The sequence below is a fragment of the Actinoplanes sp. NPDC026623 genome (assembly GCF_040638275.1).
Classification (GTDB): domain Bacteria; phylum Actinomycetota; class Actinomycetes; order Mycobacteriales; family Micromonosporaceae; genus Actinoplanes.
On sequence record NZ_JBEZXZ010000046.1, the window covers coordinates 1 to 21,289 of the forward strand.

Sequence of the window (21,289 nt, forward strand, 5' to 3'; positions counted from 1 at the left end):
CTGCCCTGCCGGGCCTGCCCTGCCCTGCCGGGCCTGCCCTGCCCTGCCGGGCCTGCCCTGCCCTGCCGGGCCTGCCCTGCCCTGCCGGGCCGGGCCTGCCCTGCCGGGCCTGCCCTAATTGCAGATAGAGGTGGCATCAGTCGAGATCGAAGATGCTGTGCTTGTCGTAGAAATGAAGCACATAACGACAACGAACGCAGATCATCAATGTCATGCGGTGGCTTGTGAATCCCCACCGACTGTCCTGGCGTGATTCTTCATTCTGGAACTCCGTGCCATGGCATAGCGGGCAAGCGAGATTGGCTGTTGTCACGCAGTCATGGTAACGGAGGAATGCAACAACACAGACCCGGATATGGCCGATCGCGCAGGCCCGTGAGGCGAGCAGCGCTCACCGTCCGCCACCGAATGGAGCCCCGCTCGGCGGCGGGCGGCGACGCTGGATGTCAGGCGTTCTGCCAGAGGCCGATCAGGTTGCCCTCCGTGTCGGTGACGTAGGCCGAGAAGCCCATGTCGCCGACCGGCTGGCGCCCGATCGTCACCGAGCCGCCCAGCTTTTCCACCCGGGCCAGCGCGTCGTCCAGGTCCTCGACGCCGATCGTGATGACCGGGCTGGTGATCGGGCCCTGCTTGGCGAGCATCCCGCCGTTGATGCCGCCGGTCTCGCCCGGACGTCCCGAGTCGTCCGTCGGCGTGGTGGTGACCATCGTGTAGCCCATTTGCGGCATGGTCTGAAGCTGCCAGCCGAAGGCCTCGCGATAGAAGGAGTGTGCCCGGTCGGCGTCGTCGTAGGGGACTTCGAAATGGACCACCTTGTCCATGGCCGCTCCTCAGAGTTGGCGTTGCCTTCCGACGTTAATGCGTTTCGCGCCGGCCGGCGCGAAGTTCACGCCTACGACAGCGCCGTGGCGCCCTTCACCCAGGTGAAGCAGGTGAAGGGCGCCACGGTCCGGCACGGCGGCCACCGCCAGACGTCCGCCGCCGGTCATGCGGGGCTCAGCCGCGGTAGACGCCGAGCTCCCAGAGCGAGTAGCCGTACGCGGTCGCGCGGGCGGTGCCGTTGACCCGGACGTAGCGGCCGGAGCCGGAGATTGCCAGGTCGTCGAAGCCGCCGTTGCCGGCCGTCGTGGTGTAGATCGTGTTCCAGGTGGTGCCGTTGTCGGAGACCTGCACCGTGTAGCCCTTGGCGTAGGCCGCCTCCCAGGCCAGCAGCACGCGGTTGAAGGACTGCACCGAGCCGAGGTCGACCTGGAACCAGGCGGTGTCGACCCATTCGCTGGCCCAGCGGGTGCTGTAGTTGCCGTCCACCGCGTACGCGGGAAGCTGCGGTCCGTTCGTGCCCGTCGGCTGGTAGGTCGACGCCGTGGCGGGCTTGCCCCGGGACAGCTCGGTGCCCGGGATCGTCGGCGGGATCACCTTGAAGGAGCGCTGTTCGATGCCCACGTTGCCGTTCCCGTCGTACGCGTAGACGTAGACCTTCCAGACGCCGAGCTGTTCGGGGGCGCGGGCGGTGAACGTGCCGTTGCCGTTGGCGGTGAAGACCACGTTGGTCAGCCCGGTGCCGCCGGTGATGTGCTTGTCGCTGTACATCAGGTTGTAGCGGATCAGGTCGCCGTTCGGGTCCGTGGCCGCGGCGTTGATCGTGAACGTCCCGCCCGCGGGGACCGCGGTCTGGTTGCTCACCGACATCGAGGTGATCTCCGGCGGGGTGTTCGCCGAGGCCTGCCCGGTGTACGCCTGCCGCAGCGCGTGGTATCCGAGCCGGCGCCAGCCGCCGGTGAAGGTGTTGAGCCAGACGCCGCCGAAGTCGTTCTCGAGGCCGTAGTGGAACTCGGTCGCGCCGAGTGCCACGCCCGGGTGCGCCTTGATGGCGTTCCAGCTGGCCGTGTAGCCGGCGCGTTTCTGCAGGTCGCTCGGCTCGGTCGGCACCCCGTTGACGTCGTTGGGCACCTCCCACTCGCCGGACGGGCCGCCCTCGGTGACGATGTACGGCTTCGTGTAGCCCCCGTTGATCCAGTCCTGCTTGACGTTGCCGATCGCCCCGTACGAGTTGACGGCGAGCAGGTCCAGGTCCGGTGCGTACTGCTTGTAGTACGGCCACGCCCCGGTGTACGCGTCGGTGGAGGTCACCGGGTGGTTCGGGTCCGCCGCGTGGATCGCCTGCGCGACCTCGTTGACGTACCGGGCGTAGGCGACCCGCCGCGCCTCGACCTCGGCGGCGGACAGCCCGTGGTCCTGCATGGTCAGGATGACCTCGTTGCCGACGTCCCACATCAGCACGCCCTGCCGGTTCTTGAGCGCGTTGACCCGGGCCACGATCTCGTTCTTCGTGTTCGTCTTGTAGGCGGTGTCGTTGACGTAGTCCGCGCCCTGGTTGAGCCAGTGCCCGACGACGACCTTGATGCCCTGCTGCGCGGCCCGGTCGAGCAGCAGCGGGGTGTTGGTGTCGTCGACGCCCCAGATCCGGATCGTGTTGACGCCCATGTTCTTCAGGTCGCGCAGGTATCCGTCGGCGGCGGCCTGCGGCGGGCCGTAGGTGAGGCCCTTCAGCTCGTACGGCGAGCCGTTGACGTTCAGCTGCCAGTTGCCCTGCGAGCCGGTGACCCGCACGGTCGACGGGCCCGCCGGGGTGGCCGGGTCGGTCATCGCCGCCGGGGTGGTGCCGGCGGCGCGGGCCACCGTCACGGAGTCGACGCTGAGCACGCCGCCGGAGGTGGTGGACGGCTCGGGCGTGGGGTAGCCGGCGATGGCGTTCGGCAGCGAGCCGCCGACGGCCAGGTCGAAGCGGAGGAAGAAGCCGTGGTGCACGGCCGCGTTCCACGCCGTGACGCCGACCTGCGACTCGCGCACGACCCAGCTCTGCCGCCCGTCGAGGTAGAAGCGGATCTCCTCGTCGGTCCTGGTCCGGTCGATGATCTGGGTGTATTCGTGGAAGCCGGTCTGGCAGCCGGTGCACCCGGCGAGCCCGCTCTGGCGGCCGTTGTATTCGGCGCACGGCCCGTCGGGCGCGGTGCCGCAGTGCAGGGTCTGCGACAGCTGGCTACGCCCGTTGACGTCGGTCATGATGTCGGTCTCGCCGACGCCCGGCCAGTTGTTGTAGTTGCCCCGGTAGGCCGCGCCGGTCGCGCGGAAGCCGGGCCAGTAGCCGGCGCCGTTGGCGACGTCGGGCTGCTTGAGCACCGCGGTGAACTTGGTCTGCTGCCCGGCGAGCGGCTCGAAGTCGGTGCGCTGGGTCTCGATCCGGCCGGACGTCCAGTTGCCGGCGCCGTCGCGGATCGCCTTGATGTTCAGCTTGCCGGCGCCGTCGAGGTAGACGTTGGCGGTCGAGTTGCTCGCGGTCTCGACCTCGCCGGTGCCCCAGTTGGCGGCACCGCCGGGGTACTGGGTGCCGGTGCGCAGCAGCCAGTTGGCCGCGTTCGGCGAGGTGTTGGCGCCGCCGGTGAAGTCGTCGGTCCAGACCGTGGTGAAGTCGCCGGGTATCGGCGGCGGCGTGGTCGGGTCGGTCGGCGGGGTGGTTGCGCCGGTGGTGAAGACCTTGAACTCGTACAGCGAGTAGCCGTAGCCGCTGCCCCGGACGGTGCCGTACATCCGCACATACCGGCCGGTCCCGTTGACCGTCAGCGTCTCGGTGCCGCCCGCACCCGTGGTCGTGGAATAGACATCGGTCCAGGCGGTGCCATCGGCACTGGTCTGAATCTTGTACGCCTTGCCGTACGCACCCTCCCACTGCAAAACCACCTGGCAGACCGTCGCACTCGTACCGAGGTCGACCTGCAACCACTGCGGATCGGCGAACTGACTCGACCAGCGCGAACCCGCGTCACCGTCGACGGCCTTCGCCGCGGCGACGTCGGCACCCTCCTGCGACGACGCGGTCGCCGGCCTGCCCTGCGCGGCGTTCGCCGTCCCGCAGCCGCCGGGCGGCGTGGTGGAGCCGGTCGAGCCGTACACCTTGAACTCGTACAGCGAGTAGCCGTAACCGCCGGCCCGGGCGGTGCCATACATCCGCACGTAGCGGCCGGTGCCGCTCACCGCCAGGGTCTCCGTCCCGCCCGCGCCCGTGGTCGTGGAGTAGACGTCGGTCCACGCCGTGCCGTTCGGGCTGGTCTGGATCTTGTAGGCCTTGCCGTAGGCGCCCTCCCACTGCAACACCACCTGACTGATCGTCGCCGTAGCGCCCAGATCGACCTGCAACCACTGCGGGTCGCTGAACTGACTCGACCACCGCGAACCCGCATCGCCGTCGACGGCCTTCGACGCCGCGACGTCGGCACCCTCCTGCGAGGACGCCGTCGCCGTCCTGCCCTGCGACAACAACGAATCGGCGGCGCGGGCGGTCAGCTGCAGGACACCCATCTGGGCTACCACGGCGAGCGCGACGACGGGGATCAACCGGCGCCAGCGCCGGGGTCTTGGCACTCGGGGCGGTGCCGGGAAGGAAGCCGGATGCACGGGAACTCCTGACGATCGGGGATGGAGTCATGGGGGAGACGGATCCATGGAGAGCGCTCTCCACGCATGCCGCAGTGTTACGCCCGCTTTTCATTCGTGTCAATAGTCGGGCTTCGATGGCCGAAAAGTCGCCCCGTCTTTACGGTCGAATGCCGTTTATCGGATGCGGCTCCCTTGACATCCGATCGATTGAGGACGAATTTGGGAGGCACTTGGAGAGCGCTCTCCAAGGAGTGGCCGGCGGCTCCGGGCCGCCGGCCACGCCGTCGCATCGACACGGAGGAAATTCCGCGGGAGCATGTCGAGAACCGCGCGGGGTCTCCGACTCAACGGTGGAAGTGCCCCGGCCGGGGCGCCCGCGAGCTGGGAGACTGAGCCATGAAGTACATGCTGATGATGTTCGGCGACGGCGCGACGATGACGCAGTCACACAGTCCGGAGTGGGTCACCGAGATGCTCGCGTTCATGGAGACCTTCAACGCCGACCTGGAGAAGTCCGGCGAGCTGGTCTCGGCCGAGGGCCTCGCCGATCCGGGCTCGGCAAAGCTGGTGAGCCTGGTCGACGGCCAGGTCGTGGTCACCGACGGCCCGTTCGCGGAGGCGAAGGAGTCGCTGGCCGGCTACTGGATCCTCGAGGTCGCCGACGAGCGGCGCGCGATCGAACGCGCCGGCGAGGTCGTCGTCTGGGCCCAGCGCGTGGAGCTGCGCGAGGTCGCCGCCGGCCCGCCCGAGCAGTGAGCCCGGAGACCCCCGCGATCGAGGGCCTGCTGCGCGAGCTCGCGCCGCAGGTGCTCGGGGTCCTGGTGCGCCGCTACGGGCAGTTCGACGCGGCCGAGGACGCGGTGCAGGAGGCGCTGCTCGCCGCCGCGCTCAAGTGGCCGGCCGAGGGGCTGCCGGACAACCCCCGCTCGTGGCTGATCACCGTGGCCGGGCGGCGCCTGGTCGACGAGTGGCGCAGCGAGAGCGCGCGGCGGGCACGCGAGGAGAACGTGGCGCTGCTCGAGCCGGCCGACCCGCCCGCCGCGCCCGAGCAGGACGACACCCTGACGCTGCTGTTCCTCTGCTGCCATCCGTCGCTGTCCGGGCCCTCGCAGCTCGCGCTGACGCTGCGCGCGGTCGGTGGCCTGAGCACCGCCGAGATCGCCCGGGCCTTCCTCGTGCCCGAGGCGACCATGGCGCAGCGGATCAGCCGCGCCAAGCAGCGGATCAGGACCACCGGGCTCGGCTTCTCCGCGCCGCCGCCCGGCGAGCGCGCCGAGCGGCTGCGGGTCGTGCGGCAGGTGCTCTACCTGGTCTTCAACGAGGGCTACACGACCAGCGCCGGGCAGCAACTGCAGCGCGCCGACCTGACCGGCGAGGCGATCCGGCTGACCCGGATGCTGCACCGGCTGATGCCCGGCGACACCGAGACGGCGGGGCTGCTCGCGCTCATGCTGCTCACCGACGCCCGCCGGGCCGCCCGCACCGACGCGCACGGCGCCCTGGTGCCCCTCGACGAGCAGGACCGGACGCTCTGGAACGCCGAGTTCATCGCCGAGGGGGTCGCGCTGGTCTCCGGCACGCTCGGCCAGGGGCCGCTGGGCCCGTACCAGTTGCAGGCCGCCATCGCGGCGCTGCACGACGAGGCCGCCACCGCCGAGGCGACCGACTGGTCGCAGATCCTTGCCCTCTACGACGTCCTCGAACGCGTCTCGCCGGGTCCGGTCGTGACGCTGAACCGGGCGGTGGCCGTCGCCCGGGCGCGCGGGCCGCTGGCCGGGCTGGCCGTGCTCGCCGGCCTCGACGGCGACGAGCGGATGGCCGGCAACCACCGGCTGGAGTCCGTCCGCGCCCACCTGCTCGAGCTCGCCGGGGACCACCGGGCCGCGCACGCCTGCTACCTGCGGGCCGCCGGCATGACGGAGAGCCTGCCCGAGCAGCGCTACCTGACGGTGCGGGCGGCCGCGCTGGCGACCCGTACAACATCCGAACATTGACCGGGTCCCGGGCCGGGCAGAATGGGGAAGTGAACGATGTCGCCGCCAAGGGCCTGATCCTGCTCGTCGAGGACGAGCGGCCGATCGCGGATCTGGTCCGGCTCTACCTGACCCGGGACGGCTTCGGCGTGCACGTCGAGCACGACGGCGCGGCCGGGCTGGCGGCCGCCCGCCGGATGCGCCCGGTCGCCTGCGTGCTCGACATCGCGCTGCCCGGGATGGAGGGCACCGAGATCTGCCGGCGGTTGCGCGAGGAGGGTGACTGGACCCCCGTCGTCTTCCTCACCGCCCGCGACGACGAGGTCGACCGGATCCTCGGCCTCGAACTCGGCGGCGACGACTACCTGACCAAGCCGTTCAGCCCGCGCGAGCTGGTGGCCCGGGTGCGGGCGCTGCTGCGCCGCGCCGCGGGGCCGCCCGACGGCGGCCGGGTGCGGACCCTGGGCCCGCTCCAGCTCGACCCCGGCCGGCGCCTGGTCACCGTCGACGGCACCGCGCTCTCGCTCACCCCCACCGAGTTCGACCTGCTCGGGCACCTGCTCGGCCGGCCCGGGCGGGTCTTCACCCGGGAGGAGCTGCTGGCCAGCGTCTGGGGGTACGCGTCGCACGCCGGCACCCGCACGGTCGACGTGCACGTGGCCCAGGTCCGCGCGAAGCTCGGCCCGGCCGCGAACCTGATCCGAACCGTCCGCGGCGTCGGCTACACCGCCGATGCCTAGAGCGCCTCTGGCGGATCATGGCGGCCCGCGCCAGATGCGCCCTGGATTCCTGGGCACGCTTTCCGGGCGGATAGTCCTGGTCACCGCCGCGACCGCGGTCGTCGCCGTCATCGTCACCGCGATGGTGGCGCTGCCCATCGCCGTGCGCACGGCGAACAGCGCGGCCCGCGACGACCTGCTGGACAAGTCCGCCATCGCCGTCGAACTGCTCGCCACCGAACGCCCGATCGCCCGCGAGCGGATCGTCTCGCGGCTGCGCGCCGACGGCGTCGACGTCTACCTGATCAGGCGCGGCGCCGTCGACCGCGCGGGGCTGCCGGACCGGGTGATCACCCAGGTGGCGGGCGGCACGGACGTCGACACCCGGGGGATCATCGGCGGGCGGTCGGTCCTGATCGTCGGGCGCACGCTGCGCGGCAACAACAGCGGCGTCGTGCTGACCCGCGCCGCCGCCTCCGGCACCGCGACCAGGGTGCTCCGCGGCGTCTGGATCGCGCTGCTCGCCGGGCTGGTCGGCGGCCTGCTCGCCGGCGCGCTGCTGGCGCGCTTCATCGCCCGGCCGCTGCGCCACGCGGCGGTGGCCGCGGGCCTGCTCTCCGCCGGCGACCGGTCGGTGCGCCTCGCGGTCCGCCCGCCCCAGGAGGTCGCCGAGCTGGCCTCGGCACTCAACCAGCTCGGCGCGGCCCTGCAGATCAGCGAGGGCCGCGAACGCGACTTCCTGCTGTCGGTCTCGCACGAGCTGCGCACGCCGCTCTCCACCATCCGGGGGTACGCCGAGGCCCTCGCAGACGGGGTGATCGGCGCGGACGGCACACCGCGCGCGGGGCAGACCATGCTCGCCGAGGCGGACCGGCTCGACCGGCTCATCTCGGACCTGCTGGTGCTCGCCCGGCTCGAGGCCGCCGACCTGCCGGTCGACGTCGTGCCGGTGGACCTGGTCGACCTGGTCGGCTCCGCCGCCGAGGCCTGGGCGACGCGCTGCGTGCCGGACGGGCCGCGGCTGCTCACCGAGCTGCCGCAGGCCTCGATCCTCGTCGACACCGACCCCGGCCGGATCCGCCAGGTCATCGACGGGCTCTGCGAGAACGCCCTGCGCGTGGTGCCGCCCGGCGCCCCGCTCGTGCTGGCGGTGCGGGCCGGCGAGCACGGCGGGGTGGTCGAGATCCGCGACGGCGGCCCCGGCTTCACCGACGAGGACCTGTCCGTCGCCTTCCAGCGCGGCGCCCTGCACCAGCGCTACCGGGGGATCCGCAAGACCGGCAGCGGCCTCGGCCTGGCGCTCGCCGCCCGGCTGGTCGGCCGGCTCGGCGGCGCGATCGCCGCGGGCCACGCCCCGGAGGGCGGCGCGATGTTCACGGTGACGCTTCCTTACACAACCCGAACAGGACGCTGACCCGGCCCGTGCAACCCGGGCGCAGGGTGCTCGGCATGACACGAACCCGAATCGCGCTGACCCTGACCTCGCTGGGCCTCACCGGGCTGCTCACGCTGACGGCCTGCGGCGCCGTCACGGGTACGCCCGGTGTCTCCGCCGGGACCGTCGCGGACGTCGCCGACGAGGCGTACGCGCTGCAGGAGGTCGGCCTGGAGACCGGGCTGGAGACCGGGCTGGAGGCCGCACCGGGCGCGTCGGCCTCGGCCTCGGCCGCGCCGGGCAAGGTCAAGGGCAAGGACAAGCGGGGCAAGCACGCCGGTGCGCGCAGGTTCCTGGGGAAGAACACCCTGCACGGCGAGCTGACGGTGCAGGGCAAGAAGGGCGTCAGGACGGTGCTGGTGCAGCGGGGCACCGTCACCGCCGTCACCGCCACCACCGTGAGCGTCAAGTCCTCCGACGGCTTCGCCCTGACCTGGACGCTCGGCGACAAGCTCAGGGTCGTGCAGGACCGCACGACCGTCGACGCCGCGGCGATCAAGGCCGGTGCGCAGGTCTGGGTGGCCGGCGCCGAGGACGGCGACAAGAACGTCGCCCGCCTCGTCGCGATCGGGTAGCCGGGCCGCCGCGATGAGAAGGGCCCACGCTCTTGGACGAGCGCGGGCCCTTCCCGCCCCCTTGAGTAAAGTCCGTCGGGCTACTGGAGGATCGCGCCCATCGGAGACATCAGCAGCTTGCCGAAGGCCTCCGCGGTGCGGTCCAGATGGATCCGTTCGCGCCCCAGCGCCGGCAGGTCGTGGCGGACCGCCCAGAGCTTCTGCGCGTTGCGCCAGGCCACGTTGCGGGTGTATTCGATCAGCTCGCCCTGCCACCAGTCGTCGAGGTCGCCGTTCATCATGTCGATGATCAGCTGCCATTTCTCGAGCATGCCGCGGCGCAGGCCCGGGATCGACTCGGCGAAGATGTCGTTGATCTGCAGGTAGTCGTGGTGCTGGTCGCTGTCGTCGACCGGATCCGAGCCCAGGTGGTCGAACGTCGTCACCAGCGCGAACGGCAGGTCGTAGTTGATGTGTGCGTTGACGCCGGCGGCCGCCGACGGCAGGGGCCGGGCGTCGGGCCCGGGGATGCGGTGGAACAGCACGGTCCAGGCGCGCGGGCAGCCGGCGCTCGCGTCCGACCACTGACGCAGGGCGTCGAAGTAGCGGGCGGCGAACTCGACGTCCAGCCGGGCCAGGAACGCCGGGTCGGCGAACCGGCCGGCGTACAGGCGCTCCAGCACGTTGGTCGTGATGGTCAGGTAGAGCTTGTTGAAGTCGGCGAGCGGGTTGCTGTCGAGCAGCGGCGGCACCCGGCACAGCACGTCCTGAAGCTTCGTGAGCTGGTCGACCACGGCCGGCACGTCGTCCGGGTGCCCGGCCAGCACTGCGGCCATGTCCCGTTGCACGGGGCCCCAGACGGAGTCGGCGATCATAGCGGTCCTCCACACACGAAACTTCACGGCGGAGGTCCCCAGCACCGCCCGACGCGGTGCGCCGGGCGGTGCTCCCCCGAACGAACGTCAGCCTTCCATCGGCGACGTACGGGGGGATCGGTAGAACGACGTATTCCGGGTACGTAGATAACGAAAAGGTCACGCCGCCCGTAGGTAGACCCGGCTGGCCTGCACCCGGGTGCGGACCAGCAGCTTGTCGAAGATGTGCCCGACGTGCACGCCGACCGTGCGCTCGCTGATGAACAGGGCCTGGCCGATCTCCCGGTTGGTCAGCCCCTCGGCCACCGCGGCCAGCACCTCGCGCTCGCGTTCGGTGAGAACCGCCAGCTCATCGCCGGTGTCCCGGCCCGGCGGGGGGTGCGGCACCGTGTCCTCGTCGCCGGTCAGGGCCACCCGGGCCCGGGCCGCCACCGCGGTGATCTCGGCCGCGAGCGGCTTGGCGCCCATCGTCCGGGTGGTCGCGTACGCCTCGCGGAGCGCCGCCGTGGCCGCCGCCCGGTTGCGGGTGGACCGGCTCGACCGGCGCGCGAACGACGCCTCGGCCTGCCGCAGCCGCGAATAGGCCGCGGGGTAGGGCTGCTTGCGCCGGTCCCAGGAGGTGGCGGCGCGGGCCCACAGGTCGGGGTCGTTGCGCTCGTCGATCCGGCTCTGCTCGGCCGCGCACAGGTCCAGGTAGCCGTCGACGACGGCGCGGACCGCGGGCGCCGCGTTGCCCGCGCCCCGGGTCACCCGGTCGACCACGACCTGCAGCCGCCGGACCGCGCCCGGGTCGACAGGCACCTCGCCGCCGGCCTGCGCCTCGGCCTCGGCGCGCAACCCGTGCCAGGCCAGCACCCCGAGCAGCACCAGGTCGTCGGAGCGGGTCTCGGTCAGGCCGCGCTGGACGGCCGCCCGGGCGTCGGCGTGCCGGCCCCGCCACATGGCGAGCCCGGCGCGCAGCGTCAGCATCGGCATGACGTGCCGGGCGCCGCCGCCGGCCAGGATGGTGGCGACGGCGTCCAGGTCGCGGTCGGCCTGCTCGACGTCGCCGAAACCGACCCAGAGCCGGCACCGGGAGAGCAGCAGCTCGACCGCGTCCGCGCCGGACGGGCGGTAGCTCATCGCGGCCTGCAGCACCCGCTCGGCCTCGGCCCAGTCGCCGATCCGGAAGAGCCCGTTCGCGGCGATCGCCAGCAGCCGGGCCTGATAGGTGCGTCCCAGGCCGATCGCGGCCAGCTTCCCGGCGCCCCGGCGCGCCACCAGCACGCCCTCCTCGACGCTGTTCAGCGGGCCGGTGAGCAGCTCGGCCAGGTGTAGGTAGGCGCAGCCGATGTCGTCCGGGTGCCCCGAGCGCTCGGCGATCTCCACGGCCTGCCGGATCACCGCGAGCCCGGCGTCGGGGTCCTCGCGGAAGGCCAGGCTGAAGCCGAGCGCGGCGCTGGCCCGCACCAGGTCAGCGGTCGAGCCGTCGGCGCGTTCGGCCAGCTCCAGGGCCTCGCGGGCGCGGACCCCGGCGTCGGCGTAGCGGCCCAGCTGCACCAGCAGCTCGGCCAGGTGCGCCGCCGCGCTGGCCTTCTCCACCGGCGTGCACGCGTCGACCGCGAGCGCGCTCTCGTATTCGCTCTCGGCGGTGGTGGACCGCCCGGCCGAGGCCAGGTAGCGGGCCCGGCGCAGGTGGATCTCGCACCGGCCGGGGCCGTCCGGGCGCGCGGCCAGCTCCTCGATGCGGGTCAGAGCCAGCTGGTGCTCGCCGCAGCGGTGCGCGGCCTCGGCGGCGTTCGCCAGCAGCTCGGTGCGGTGCTGCGCGTCGTCGCCGGTCAGCTCGAGGGCGAGGGTCCAGTGGCGGTGCGACTCCGCGTAGCCGTACATCAGCTCGGCGCTGCGGGCGGCGGCGACGACCGACGGCAGCGCCCGGTCCGGCTCGCCCGCCTGCCGCCAGTGGTGCGCGAGCCGGGCGTGATCCGGGCCGCTGCGCGCGGCCTCGAGCGCCTCCGCGTAACGGCGGTGCCGGGCGGCGCTCTCGGCGGGCAGCACCTCGTGCTCGAGAACCTCGGCGACGACCCGGTGGCGCAGCCGGTAGCCGTCGTTGGCGCTGGTCACGAAGCGGTGCGCGACCGCGGCCCGGATCGCCTCGATCAGCTCGGCCTCGGCCAGCGGCAGCACCCGGGCCAGCAGGGCGTGCTCGACCGGCTCGACCCCGGCCGCGACCGCGTGCACCACCTCGTGCGCGTGCGGCGGCAGCTCGTCGACGCGGGACAGGAAGATCTCGCGCAGCGTGTCGGAGAGCTCGACCCGGCCGTCGCGCAGGTCGCGAGCCAGCTCCTCGACGACGAACGGGTTGCCGCCGCTGCGCTTGAAGACCCGCTCGGTGTCCTCCGGCGCGATCTCGGTGCCGGCGATCGCGGCCACCAGCTCACCGGTCGCGTCGCGGTCGAGCGGGGCCAGGTCCAGCACGCGTACGGAGCGCAGCCGGCGCAGCTCGGCCAGCACCCGGCGCAGCGGGTGCGACCCGTGCAGCGACTCGGCCCGGACGGCGGCCAGCACCGACAGGTTGAGCTCGCCGAGGCCCGCCAGCAGATAGAGCAGCAGCTGACGGGTGCTGCGGTCGGCCCACTGCAGGTCGTCGAGGACCAGCAGCAGCCGGCGGCCCTGCGCGAGCGATCGCAGCTGCTGGGAGACCCGCTCGAGCAGGGCACCCGCGCCGTCCTGGGCGTCGGCCGGGCCGGGCTCGGTGTGCACGCCGGCGCGCCGCAGCGCCTGCAGCACCGGGTGCAGGGGAGAGGCGTCGCCGATGTCGAGGCAGGTGCCGAACAGCACGGCGGTCCCGGCGTCGCTCAGCGCGCCGGCCGTCTCGCGCAGCAGGCGGCTCTTGCCGACCCCGCTCTCACCGGTGACGAAAACCGCCGCGGTGCCGCTGGGACCCGCCCCCAGCAGGTCCGTGCGAACCGCGGTCAAAGTGCCGGTACGTCCGACAAGTGGCGCGTCGTCCCCCTCGCTGGCCATGCGTGGCAGCCTAGTGCCGATCCCGGTAGCAGGTTCTCGTCGGTTCGGACGGTTCTGCGTCACATATTCGACCGTGCACCCGGCTGTCACAGATACGTCATTCTGCAGATCCGCCATTCGCCTCGCAATGGCACCGTTCTTTTCGCCAACGCGGGCGAAGGAGCGTGGGACATGAACAGGACGGCTGCCGGCATCCGTTGCCGGCGACAGGCGGTGACGGTGCTGTTCGTCGACATCGTGGGCTTCACCAGCATCGTCGACGAGATGGACTGCGCGGACGTGCGGGACCTGCAGGTGGACTACTTCGCCACGGTCTCCGCCGCGGTGCGCGCGGCCGGCGGCGTCGTGGAGAAGTTCATCGGGGACGCGGTGATGGCGGTGTTCGGCGCGCTCGGACCCGCCGCCGGCACCCCGGCCGAGGTCGCCTGCGCGGCGGCCTGCGCGGTGCGGGCGGGGCTGCGGGTGCAGGAGGCGCTGCGGGGGCGCCTCCTGGCCGGCCGGTTCCCGGTGCGCACCCGGGTCGGGCTGGCCACCGGCGACGCCATCGTCGACCTGGACGAGACCCGCGACGGCGGGTACGGCATGGTCAGCGGCAGCGTGGTGAGCACGGCGTCGCGGCTGCAGGCGTACGCGCCGCACGACACGGTCGTGGTCTGCGCCACGACCCGCGACGTCACCGACGCCGCGGTGGCCTACCAGGAGATGCCGCCGGTGTCCGTGGCCGGCAAGGCGGCGCCGGTCGAGCTGTGGCGGGCGCTGCATCCGCAGGTCCCGGCCGCCGGGCGCGCGTTGCAGGCGTGCGGCTGACAATCCTTCAGCGGGCTTGCCGCGCGCCGATAAAGGCTCCGTGGGTGTCTCGCCATCGCTACCGGCAGAGCCGGAGCAGATCCAATTCGAACCCGGCGACGCCGCCGGGTTCGAAGTGCTGGGCGAGATCGGCCGGGGCGCGCAGGCCGTCGTGCACGAGGTCCGCTACCGGGGCCGCGGTTACGCCCTGCGGCTGCTGCGCCACGACGCCGAGCAGCACCCCGAGACCGCACAGGAGTTCCGTCGGCAGAGCGCGCTGCTCGCCGCCATCGTGAGCCCGGGGCTGCCCCGCGTACACAAGGTCGGCATGGCCGGCGGCCGCCCGTACGCGGTCATGGAATTGATCGAGGGCGACACGCTCGGCGCCAAGCTGGCCCGCGGCCCGATCCGCGAGCGCGCCGCCGTGCAGATCGGCGCCGACATCGCCGGGGCGCTGCGCGCGGCGCACGAGTGCGACCTGGTGCACCGCGATGTCAAACCGGACAACATCATCGTTACGCCCCAGGGCGCCGCCCGGCTGGTCGACTTCGGCCTGGCCACCCGGGCCTCCGAGGCCGCGGGCGGGCACGCCACCCTCGCGGAGGCGGTCGCCGGCACGCTGACCTACTGCGCACCCGAGCAGGCCGGCATGCTCAACCGCCCGGTCGACGCCCGCTCCGACCTCTACGCGCTGGGCGCGGTCCTGTTCGAGTGCGTCACCGGGGCGCCGCCGTTCGCCGCCTCCGACGTCGGTGAGCTGCTGCACCTGCACGCGACCGCCCCCGTACCCGATCCCCGGGCCCTCGCGCCGGGCCTGAGCGCGTCGTTCGCCGCGATCATCGTCCGGCTGCTGGCCAAGGACCCCGACGACCGTTACCAGGGCGCTCACGGGCTGCTCAACGATCTGCGCCGGCTCGCCGTCGAGCCCGACGCGATCTTCCCGCTGGCGCTGAACGACGGGCCGGCCGTCATCGCCGCGGCGCCGCTGACCGGCCGCGACGCCGAGCTCGGGACGCTGCGCGCCCGCTGGGCCGACGCCGTCGCGGGCCGCGGCGGCATCGCGGTGCTGCGCGGGCCGGCCGGGTCCGGCAAGAGCCGGCTCGCCGCCGAACTCGCCGCGACGGTCACCGCCGCGGGCGGAATCGTGCTGCACGGCGGCGCCACGCCCAGCGAGCGCCGGCCGATGGCGCCGATCCGCGCGGCGGTCGACGAATACGTGCGCGGCCTGCTGCGCGAACCGGCCGGCCGGGCCGCGGCCGCCACCCTGCTGCGCACCGCGGCCGGGCAGGGCGCCGCCCTGGTCACCAGCCTGTCCCCGGTGCTCGCCGAGCTGCTCGGCGTCCCGGAGGTGGCCGGCGAGATCGGCCTGGAGCGGCACTCGGCCGCCGTCGCGGACCTGCTCACCGGCCTGGCCAAGGGCGCCGGACCGGTCCTGCTGCACCTCGAGGACGTCCAGTGGTACGACGACGGCACCGTCCGGGTCCTCGAGCAGGTCGCCGCCGGCCTGTCGGGCGTGCCGCTGCTGGTGCTCGCGACCGCCCGCGACGACGAGGGCGCGCCCGAGGTCGCGGCCGCCCTGGCCCGCCTCGGCCCGGCCCGCGACACCGACATCACCCTGCCGGCCCTGAACGCCGAGCAGGTCGGCACGCTCGTCGAGTCGGTCTCCGGCGGCAACCGGATCGACGCCGAGAGCGCCGAGATGATCACCATGCTCACCGGCGGCAACCCGTTCGTCGCCCTGGCGTACGCCAAGGCCGTGATGGACGCGGGCCTGCTGCTGCCGGATTGGGGCGTCTGGCAGATCGACGCGGCCGGCATCCGCGATCTCGCCCTGCCCGCCGACTCGGCACAGCTCGTGCTGCGCCGGATGGGCGAACTCGATCAGGAGAGCCGCCGCCTGCTGCGGGTCGCCGGCGTCGTCGGCACCTCGTTCGCGCCCGGCCTGGTCGCCGAGGTCGCCGGCGTCGACCGCCGGCGCGTCATCGACGTGCTCTCCGACGCGATCCGCCGCGGGCTCGTGGAGCACCGCGACGGCGCACACCGCTTCCTGCACGACGGCATCCGCATCGCGCTGCTGGACGGCATCCCCGACGAGGAGATGCGCGAGCTGCACCAGCGGATCGCCGACGTCCTGGACCGCAAGCCGGACGCCGACGTCTACGCCCTCGCCCGCCACTGCGCGCTGGGCGACCCGGGCCGGGACCCGGCCCGGATGGTGCGCGTCGGTCACGCGGCCGGCGCACACGCGATCGCCGAGCACGCACCGGACACGGCACTGATCTACCTCGAGTACGCCGCCGAGGCCGCCGCCGCGGCCGGCATCGCCCTGGGCAGCGCGTTCCTGCAGTTGCTCGGCACCGCGTACCACCAGAACGGCCGCTTCGACGAGGCGATCACCACGCTCAACGCCGCGCTGGACAAGTCGACCGACGGCACCGAGCGGGCGCACGTGCACCTGATGCTCGCCCGGGTGCACGAGAGCAACTGGGGCGGCGCCGAGCAGGTGCGCGCCGTCGAGCAGGGGCTGACCGAGCTCGGCCACCCGCTGCCCGCCAACCCGGTGCTCTCCGCCCTGTCCAGCTTCTGGATGCTGATCGTCGGTGGCCTGATCCGGCTCACCCGGCTGGGCTACGGCACCGCGAAGGGCGCCTACCGCGAGCGCCTGCGGCTGCAGACCACGCTCTACCACTACGGCGCCTCCGGCAGCGTGCGGACCATGCGCCCGCTGCGGTCCCTGCTCTACGGCATGCGGATGCTGCACCCGACCAGCCGGCTCGGCCCCTCTCCCGAGCGGGCTCGCGACATGGTCGCGCTGACCCTCGCGCTGCGCATGCTGGGCCTGCAGCGGATGTCGGACCGGATCACGGACAGCGCCCTGAGCATCGCCCACGAGCTCGGCGACCCGACGCTTGTCGCCCGGATCGACTGGATGACCGGCGTCGCCTGCCACGGCAGCGGCGCCGACGACGGCGAGCGGATCCGGCAGGTCCTGGTGGAGCGCGAGCGCTTCCTGGACGTCGGCCTGATGCTGGACTGCTACACCGTGCTGGGCTGGGACTGGGTGCTGCGCGGCGAGGTCGGCGCGGCCGAGGCCGCCCACCCGGGCCGGCAGCGCTGCCTGGACGCCGGCGGGCACGCCGACCGCAGTGCCGTGGTGGCCGTCGACGCGGGCCTGCTGGCCCTGCGCGGACGCGCCGGCGAGGCGCTCGCGGCCCTGGCCCGCGTCGACGACCGGCCGAAGGGCATCCACGAGGTCATCCACACCCACGCCGCCCGGCTGCTCGCCGCCATCGAGCGCGACGACCTCGGCGCCGCCTTCGACGACACCGTCGCCGAGTTCGACGCGCTGGGGGTCCGGCCGAACGATCTGCTGCCGGCTCAGCTCGGCTACTACGTCTTTCTCGCGTACGGCCGGTTGGAGCAGGCCCGCCGGGCCGCGCCGGCGGAGCGCGACGCCGCGGTGGAGGCGGCCCGCGCCGCCGTCGCCAGCCTCGGTCGGGTCACCCGCCGTCCGATCGTCGCCGCGCACCACCGGATCGCCCGGGCCGCGCTGCTCGCGCTCGACACCGAGCGCAGCGCCGCCGCGCTCGACCTGCTCGCCGCGGCGGAGCCGCTGCTGCGCCACGTCGACGCGCCGCTGCCGGCCTTCGAGGCCGCCCTGGTACGCGCCCGCGCGCTGCTCGCCACCGGCAGCACCGGCGAGGCCGAGCGGCAGGCGCGGATGGCCGCGAGCATCGCCGAGGCGCAGGGCTGGCCGCACCGGGCGCGCCGGGTCGCCGCCGAGTTCCGGCTCGACACCGGGCGCCGCAACCGCGCGCCCGTCGTGCCCGCGCGGGGCCGGGCCGGGCAGCGCTGGGCCGCCCTCGAGCAGCTCAGCCTGGCGGCGTCCCGGGTCATCGACCCGGAGCGGCTCACCCGGGTCGCACTGGACGAGACCACCCGGCTGCTCGGCGCCGAGCGCGCCATCCTGTTCCTGATGGACGCCGAGACGCAGGTGCTCGCGCCGTACCTGGGTCGCGACTGCGGCGGGCAGGACCTGGCGGAACTCTCCGGTTACAGCGCCACCGTCGTCGACCGGGTCCGGCACAGCCGCGAGCCGCTCGTGGTCACCGGCACCGAGGAGGGTGCGGCGCTGGGCGCGCAGAGCGTCGTCCAGTACGGCCTGCGCAGCATCCTGGTCGCGCCGCTCGAGCTGGACGACCGCCTGCTCGGCGTGGTCTACCTGGACAGCCGGGTCGCCAAGGGCGTCTTCAACGTCGACGACGCCGACGTGCTCACCGCGATCACCCACCACATCGCCGTCGGCCTGGAGACGGCCCGCGCCGCCCAGCTCGAGGTCGCGGTGGCCGCCGCCAACCGCCAGCGGGACATCGCCGAGACGCTGCGCCGCGCGATGGCCCGGCTCACCGGCACGCTCGACCCGGAGCTGGTGCTGCGCCGGCTGCTGCTCACCGCGCGGCAGACGCCGGGCGCCAACCGGGGCTGGCTGCTGCTCGGCACGTCGTCCTCGACCGAGATCGTCGTGCACGGCGGCCCGGCGCCGCTGACCCTGACCCTCGCCGATCATCCGGAGCTGCAGGCGCTGCTGGACAACCGGCAGGCCGACATGATCGCGGGTACGCCGCCCTGGGCGGGCTCCCTGGACGACTCGACCGGGCAGAGCTGGCTCACGGTCACCCTCGACGACCGCGACGGCGCGGTCGGCGTACTGGTGCTCGCGTCGGACCGGCCGGGCGCGTACGCGGCCGGGGACCTCGGCGTGGCGGCAGCGCTGGTCAGCCAGGGCATGGTCGCCTACGACAACGCGCGGCTGTTCAGCCGGGTGAACGAGCTGGCCACCACGGACAGCCTCACGGGCGTGGCGAACCGGCGGCGGTTCTTCGAGCTCGCCGAGCGATCGCTGACGGTTTCCCGGGCCAAGGGCGGCCCGGTGACCGCGCTGATGGTCGACATCGACCACTTCAAGCGGATCAACGACGCGTACGGTCACCAGACCGGCGACGACGTGATCAAGGGCGTCGTCGGCCGGCTGCTCGTCGGCCTGCCCAAGGACGGCCTGGTCTCCCGGTACGGCGGCGAGGAGTTCGCGGTGCTGCTGCCCGGCATCGACGAGTCCGGTCCCGGGCTCGCGGAGCAGCTGCGCGCCGTGGTCGGCGGCTCACCGATCGACACCAGGTCCGGGCCGATCCCGGTCACGATCAGCGTCGGGCTGGCCCGGTTGCGCCCCGAGGACGCGACCGCCGACACCCTGTTGGGCCGGGCCGACGCCCGGCTCTACGCGGCCAAGCAGGCCGGCCGCAACCGTGTCGTGGCTCACGAGCAGTAGTATTCGTCCCTTTCGTCGCTGTTATGTAATGGCGCTCACGGTCGGCCTTACAAGACTCGTCGTAGGTGCCCGGTAGGCTCGCCGCGTCGTTGACAGCCGCCATCGCCGGGAGTAGTGCTTCGTGACTGCGCAACCAGAGATCCTCTACGGGGCTGATGACCTCACGCACCTCGAAGGACTCGACGCTGTCCGCAAGCGGCCGGGCATGTACATCGGATCCACCGACAGCCGCGGCGTCAACCACCTCGCCAACGAGATCATCGACAACGCCACCGACGAGGGCGTCGGCGGCCACGCCGAGCACGTCGAGGTCACCCTGCACGCCGACGGTTCGGTGCAGGTCGACGACGACGGCCGCGGCATCCCGACGGACATCAACGCCAAGTCCGGCCTCAACGGCGTCGAGCTGGTGCTGACCCGGCTGCACGCGGGCGGCAAGTTCGGCGGCTCCGGCTACAAGACCTCCGGCGGCCTGCACGGCGTCGGCGCCTCGGCGGTCAACGCGCTGTCGCTGCGCTTCGACGTGACCGTCAGGCGCGACGGCAAGGTGCACGAGCTCTCCTTCCAGCGCGGCGTGCCCGGCGTCTTCGCGGGCCCCGGCCCGGCGGCGCCCTTCGTGCCCGAGTCCGGCCTGCGCGTGGTCCGCCGGATGAAGCGCGGCGAGCGCACCGGCACCTCGATCCGCTACTGGTATGACGCCCGCTACTTCGAGACCGGCGCCCGCCTCGACGTCGACATCGTCAAGGCCAAGCTGCGCAACACGGCCTTCCTGGTGCCCGGCGTGGCCTACGTGCTGCGCGACCACACCGGCGAGGAGCCGGTCGACGAGAAGTTCCACTACCCGCAGGGACTCACCGACATGGTGGAGTTCCTCACCCCGTCGGGTGACAAGCCGGTCTCCGGGATCCTGATCGTCACCGGCGAGGGCACCTACAAGGAGAACGCCGCGGACGCCAACGGCGTCATGCAGTCCAACGTCGTGCGCCACGCCCAGATCGAGGTCGCGTTCCGCTGGGGCACCGGCTACGACCGCACGGTCGAGTGCTTCACCAACACCATCCGCAACGTGCACGGCGGCACCCACCGCAAGGGCTTCGAGCGGGCGCTGGTCCGCTCGCTGACCGACGCGATCCGCAACGCCCGCGCCCTGCTCAAGCCCAAGGAGGACCCGCCGGTCCTGGACGACCTGCTCGAGGGGATGACCGCGGTCATCCACGTGCGGGTGCCCGAGCCGCAGTTCACCTCGCAGACCAAGGACGAGCTCTCCACCGCGGGCATCACCCGGGTGCTGCAGACCCTGGTCGAGCAGTATGTGAAGAGCTGGGTCGACGACCGCCGCACCAAGACCGAGGCCCGCACCGTCCTGCAGAAGGTCGTCGACGCGGCCCGGGTGCGCCTGACCCAGAAGCAGCAGAAGGACGCGGCCCGCCGCAAGACCGCGCTCGAGGGCGCCTCGATGCCGCCCAAGCTGGTCGACTGCCGCTCCACCGGCATCGGCCGCAGCGAGCTCTACATCGTCGAGGGTGACAGCGCGCTCGGCACCGCCCGGATGGCCCGCAGCTCGGAATACCAGGCCCTGCTGCCGATCCGCGGCAAGATCCTCAACGTGCAGAAGGCGAGCCTGCAGCAGGTGCTCGACAACGTCGAGTGCTCGGCCATCGTCCAGGTGCTCGGCGCCGGCTCCGGCCGCACGTTCGACCTGAGCACGATGCGCTACGGCCGCGTCATGATCATGGCGGACGCGGACGTCGACGGCTCGCACATCCGCACCCTGCTGATCACCCTCTTCGCCAAATACATGCGCCCGGTGATCGAGGACGGCCGGCTGTTCGCCGCGATGCCCCCGCTGCACAAGGTCGCCACCAAGGGCCGCAACGCAGAGACCCTCTACACCTACACGCAGCAGGAGATGGAGCGCACCGTCGGCCGGCTCGAGAAATCGGGCAAGTCCGTGATCAAGCCGGTGCCCCGGTTCAAGGGCCTCGGCGAGATGGACGCCGACGAGCTGTGGGACACCACGATGAACCCGGCGACCCGCACGGTCCGGCGCATCACCATCGACGACGCCGAGCAGGCCGAGGGCACGCTCGAGCTGCTGATGGGTGAGCGGGTCGAGCCGCGCAGGAACTGGCTGATCGAGGCCGCCGGCCGCATCGACCACGAAACGATCGACGCCTGAGGGGC

At 72.9% G+C, this 21,289-nt stretch carries 12 protein-coding genes; 8 read left to right on the plus strand and 4 right to left on the minus strand.

Annotation, left to right across the window (positions count from 1 at the left end; translation table 11 throughout):
- Window positions 1–446 precede the first annotated feature (446 nt).
- Both AB0F10_RS16420 and AB0F10_RS16425 read right to left on the minus strand, forming a co-directional pair.
- On the minus strand, window positions 447–821 hold the full coding sequence (locus AB0F10_RS16420) for a VOC family protein (RefSeq protein WP_360624719.1): 375 nt from the start codon (window positions 819–821) through the stop codon (window positions 447–449).
- A gap of 175 nt (window positions 822–996) precedes the next feature.
- Window positions 997–4,356 carry a discoidin domain-containing protein gene (locus tag AB0F10_RS16425; protein WP_360624723.1) on the minus strand — a complete coding sequence of 1,120 codons (3,360 nt, stop codon included), beginning with the start codon at window positions 4,354–4,356 and terminating at the stop codon, window positions 997–999.
- Between the two features lie 474 nt (window positions 4,357–4,830).
- On the opposite strand from AB0F10_RS16425, the gene AB0F10_RS16430 reads away from it, so the two are divergent.
- From AB0F10_RS16430 to AB0F10_RS16450, 5 genes are read left to right on the plus strand one after another with little or no spacing between them, the layout of a single operon-like run.
- Entirely contained in the window at window positions 4,831–5,190 is a 360-nt protein-coding gene (locus AB0F10_RS16430; protein ID WP_360624726.1) for a YciI family protein, read from the plus strand.
- Complete coding sequence (locus AB0F10_RS16435; RefSeq protein ID WP_360624729.1) at window positions 5,187–6,428, plus strand: sigma-70 family RNA polymerase sigma factor; 1,242 nt, start codon at window positions 5,187–5,189, stop codon at window positions 6,426–6,428. The genes AB0F10_RS16430 and AB0F10_RS16435 overlap by 4 nt, the downstream gene beginning before the upstream one ends.
- A 29-nt stretch (window positions 6,429–6,457) precedes the next feature.
- Window positions 6,458–7,147 carry a response regulator transcription factor gene (locus AB0F10_RS16440; protein WP_360624731.1) on the plus strand — a complete coding sequence of 230 codons (690 nt, stop codon included), beginning with the start codon at window positions 6,458–6,460 and terminating at the stop codon, window positions 7,145–7,147.
- 34 nt (window positions 7,148–7,181) lie between these two features.
- The gene (locus AB0F10_RS16445; RefSeq protein ID WP_360624733.1) at window positions 7,182–8,540 is read left to right on the plus strand and encodes a HAMP domain-containing sensor histidine kinase; all 1,359 of its coding nucleotides are present in this window, start codon (window positions 7,182–7,184) and stop codon (window positions 8,538–8,540) included.
- A 35-nt stretch (window positions 8,541–8,575) separates the two neighbouring features.
- On the plus strand, window positions 8,576–9,136 hold the full coding sequence (locus tag AB0F10_RS16450) for a hypothetical protein (protein ID WP_360624736.1): 561 nt from the start codon (window positions 8,576–8,578) through the stop codon (window positions 9,134–9,136).
- 80 nt (window positions 9,137–9,216) lie between these two features.
- Here AB0F10_RS16450 and AB0F10_RS16455 read toward each other — a convergent pair whose 3' ends face one another.
- Window positions 9,217–9,987 carry a DUF5995 family protein gene (locus AB0F10_RS16455; RefSeq protein WP_360624819.1) on the minus strand — a complete coding sequence of 257 codons (771 nt, stop codon included), beginning with the start codon at window positions 9,985–9,987 and terminating at the stop codon, window positions 9,217–9,219.
- Between the two features lie 162 nt (window positions 9,988–10,149).
- Window positions 10,150–12,993 (minus strand): AAA family ATPase, encoded by a 2,844-nt coding sequence (locus tag AB0F10_RS16460; RefSeq protein WP_360624739.1) that lies wholly within the window; start codon window positions 12,991–12,993, stop codon window positions 10,150–10,152.
- 171 nt (window positions 12,994–13,164) lie between these two features.
- Between AB0F10_RS16460 and AB0F10_RS16465 the strand changes: the two genes are divergently transcribed.
- The 3 genes from AB0F10_RS16465 to AB0F10_RS16475 all read left to right on the plus strand — a co-directional run bounded on the left by AB0F10_RS16465 (window position 13,165) and on the right by AB0F10_RS16475 (window position 21,284).
- Window positions 13,165–13,800, plus strand: a complete 636-nt coding sequence (locus AB0F10_RS16465; protein ID WP_360624742.1) for an adenylate/guanylate cyclase domain-containing protein — start codon at window positions 13,165–13,167, stop codon at window positions 13,798–13,800.
- Window positions 13,801–13,840: 40 nt separating this feature from the next.
- Window positions 13,841–19,105, plus strand: coding sequence for a diguanylate cyclase (locus AB0F10_RS16470; RefSeq protein WP_360624745.1), 5,265 nt, complete (start codon window positions 13,841–13,843; stop codon window positions 19,103–19,105).
- A 121-nt stretch (window positions 19,106–19,226) separates the two neighbouring features.
- Window positions 19,227–21,284, plus strand: coding sequence for a DNA topoisomerase IV subunit B (locus AB0F10_RS16475; RefSeq protein ID WP_360624748.1), 2,058 nt, complete (start codon window positions 19,227–19,229; stop codon window positions 21,282–21,284).
- The last annotated feature ends 5 nt before the right edge of the window (window positions 21,285–21,289 follow it).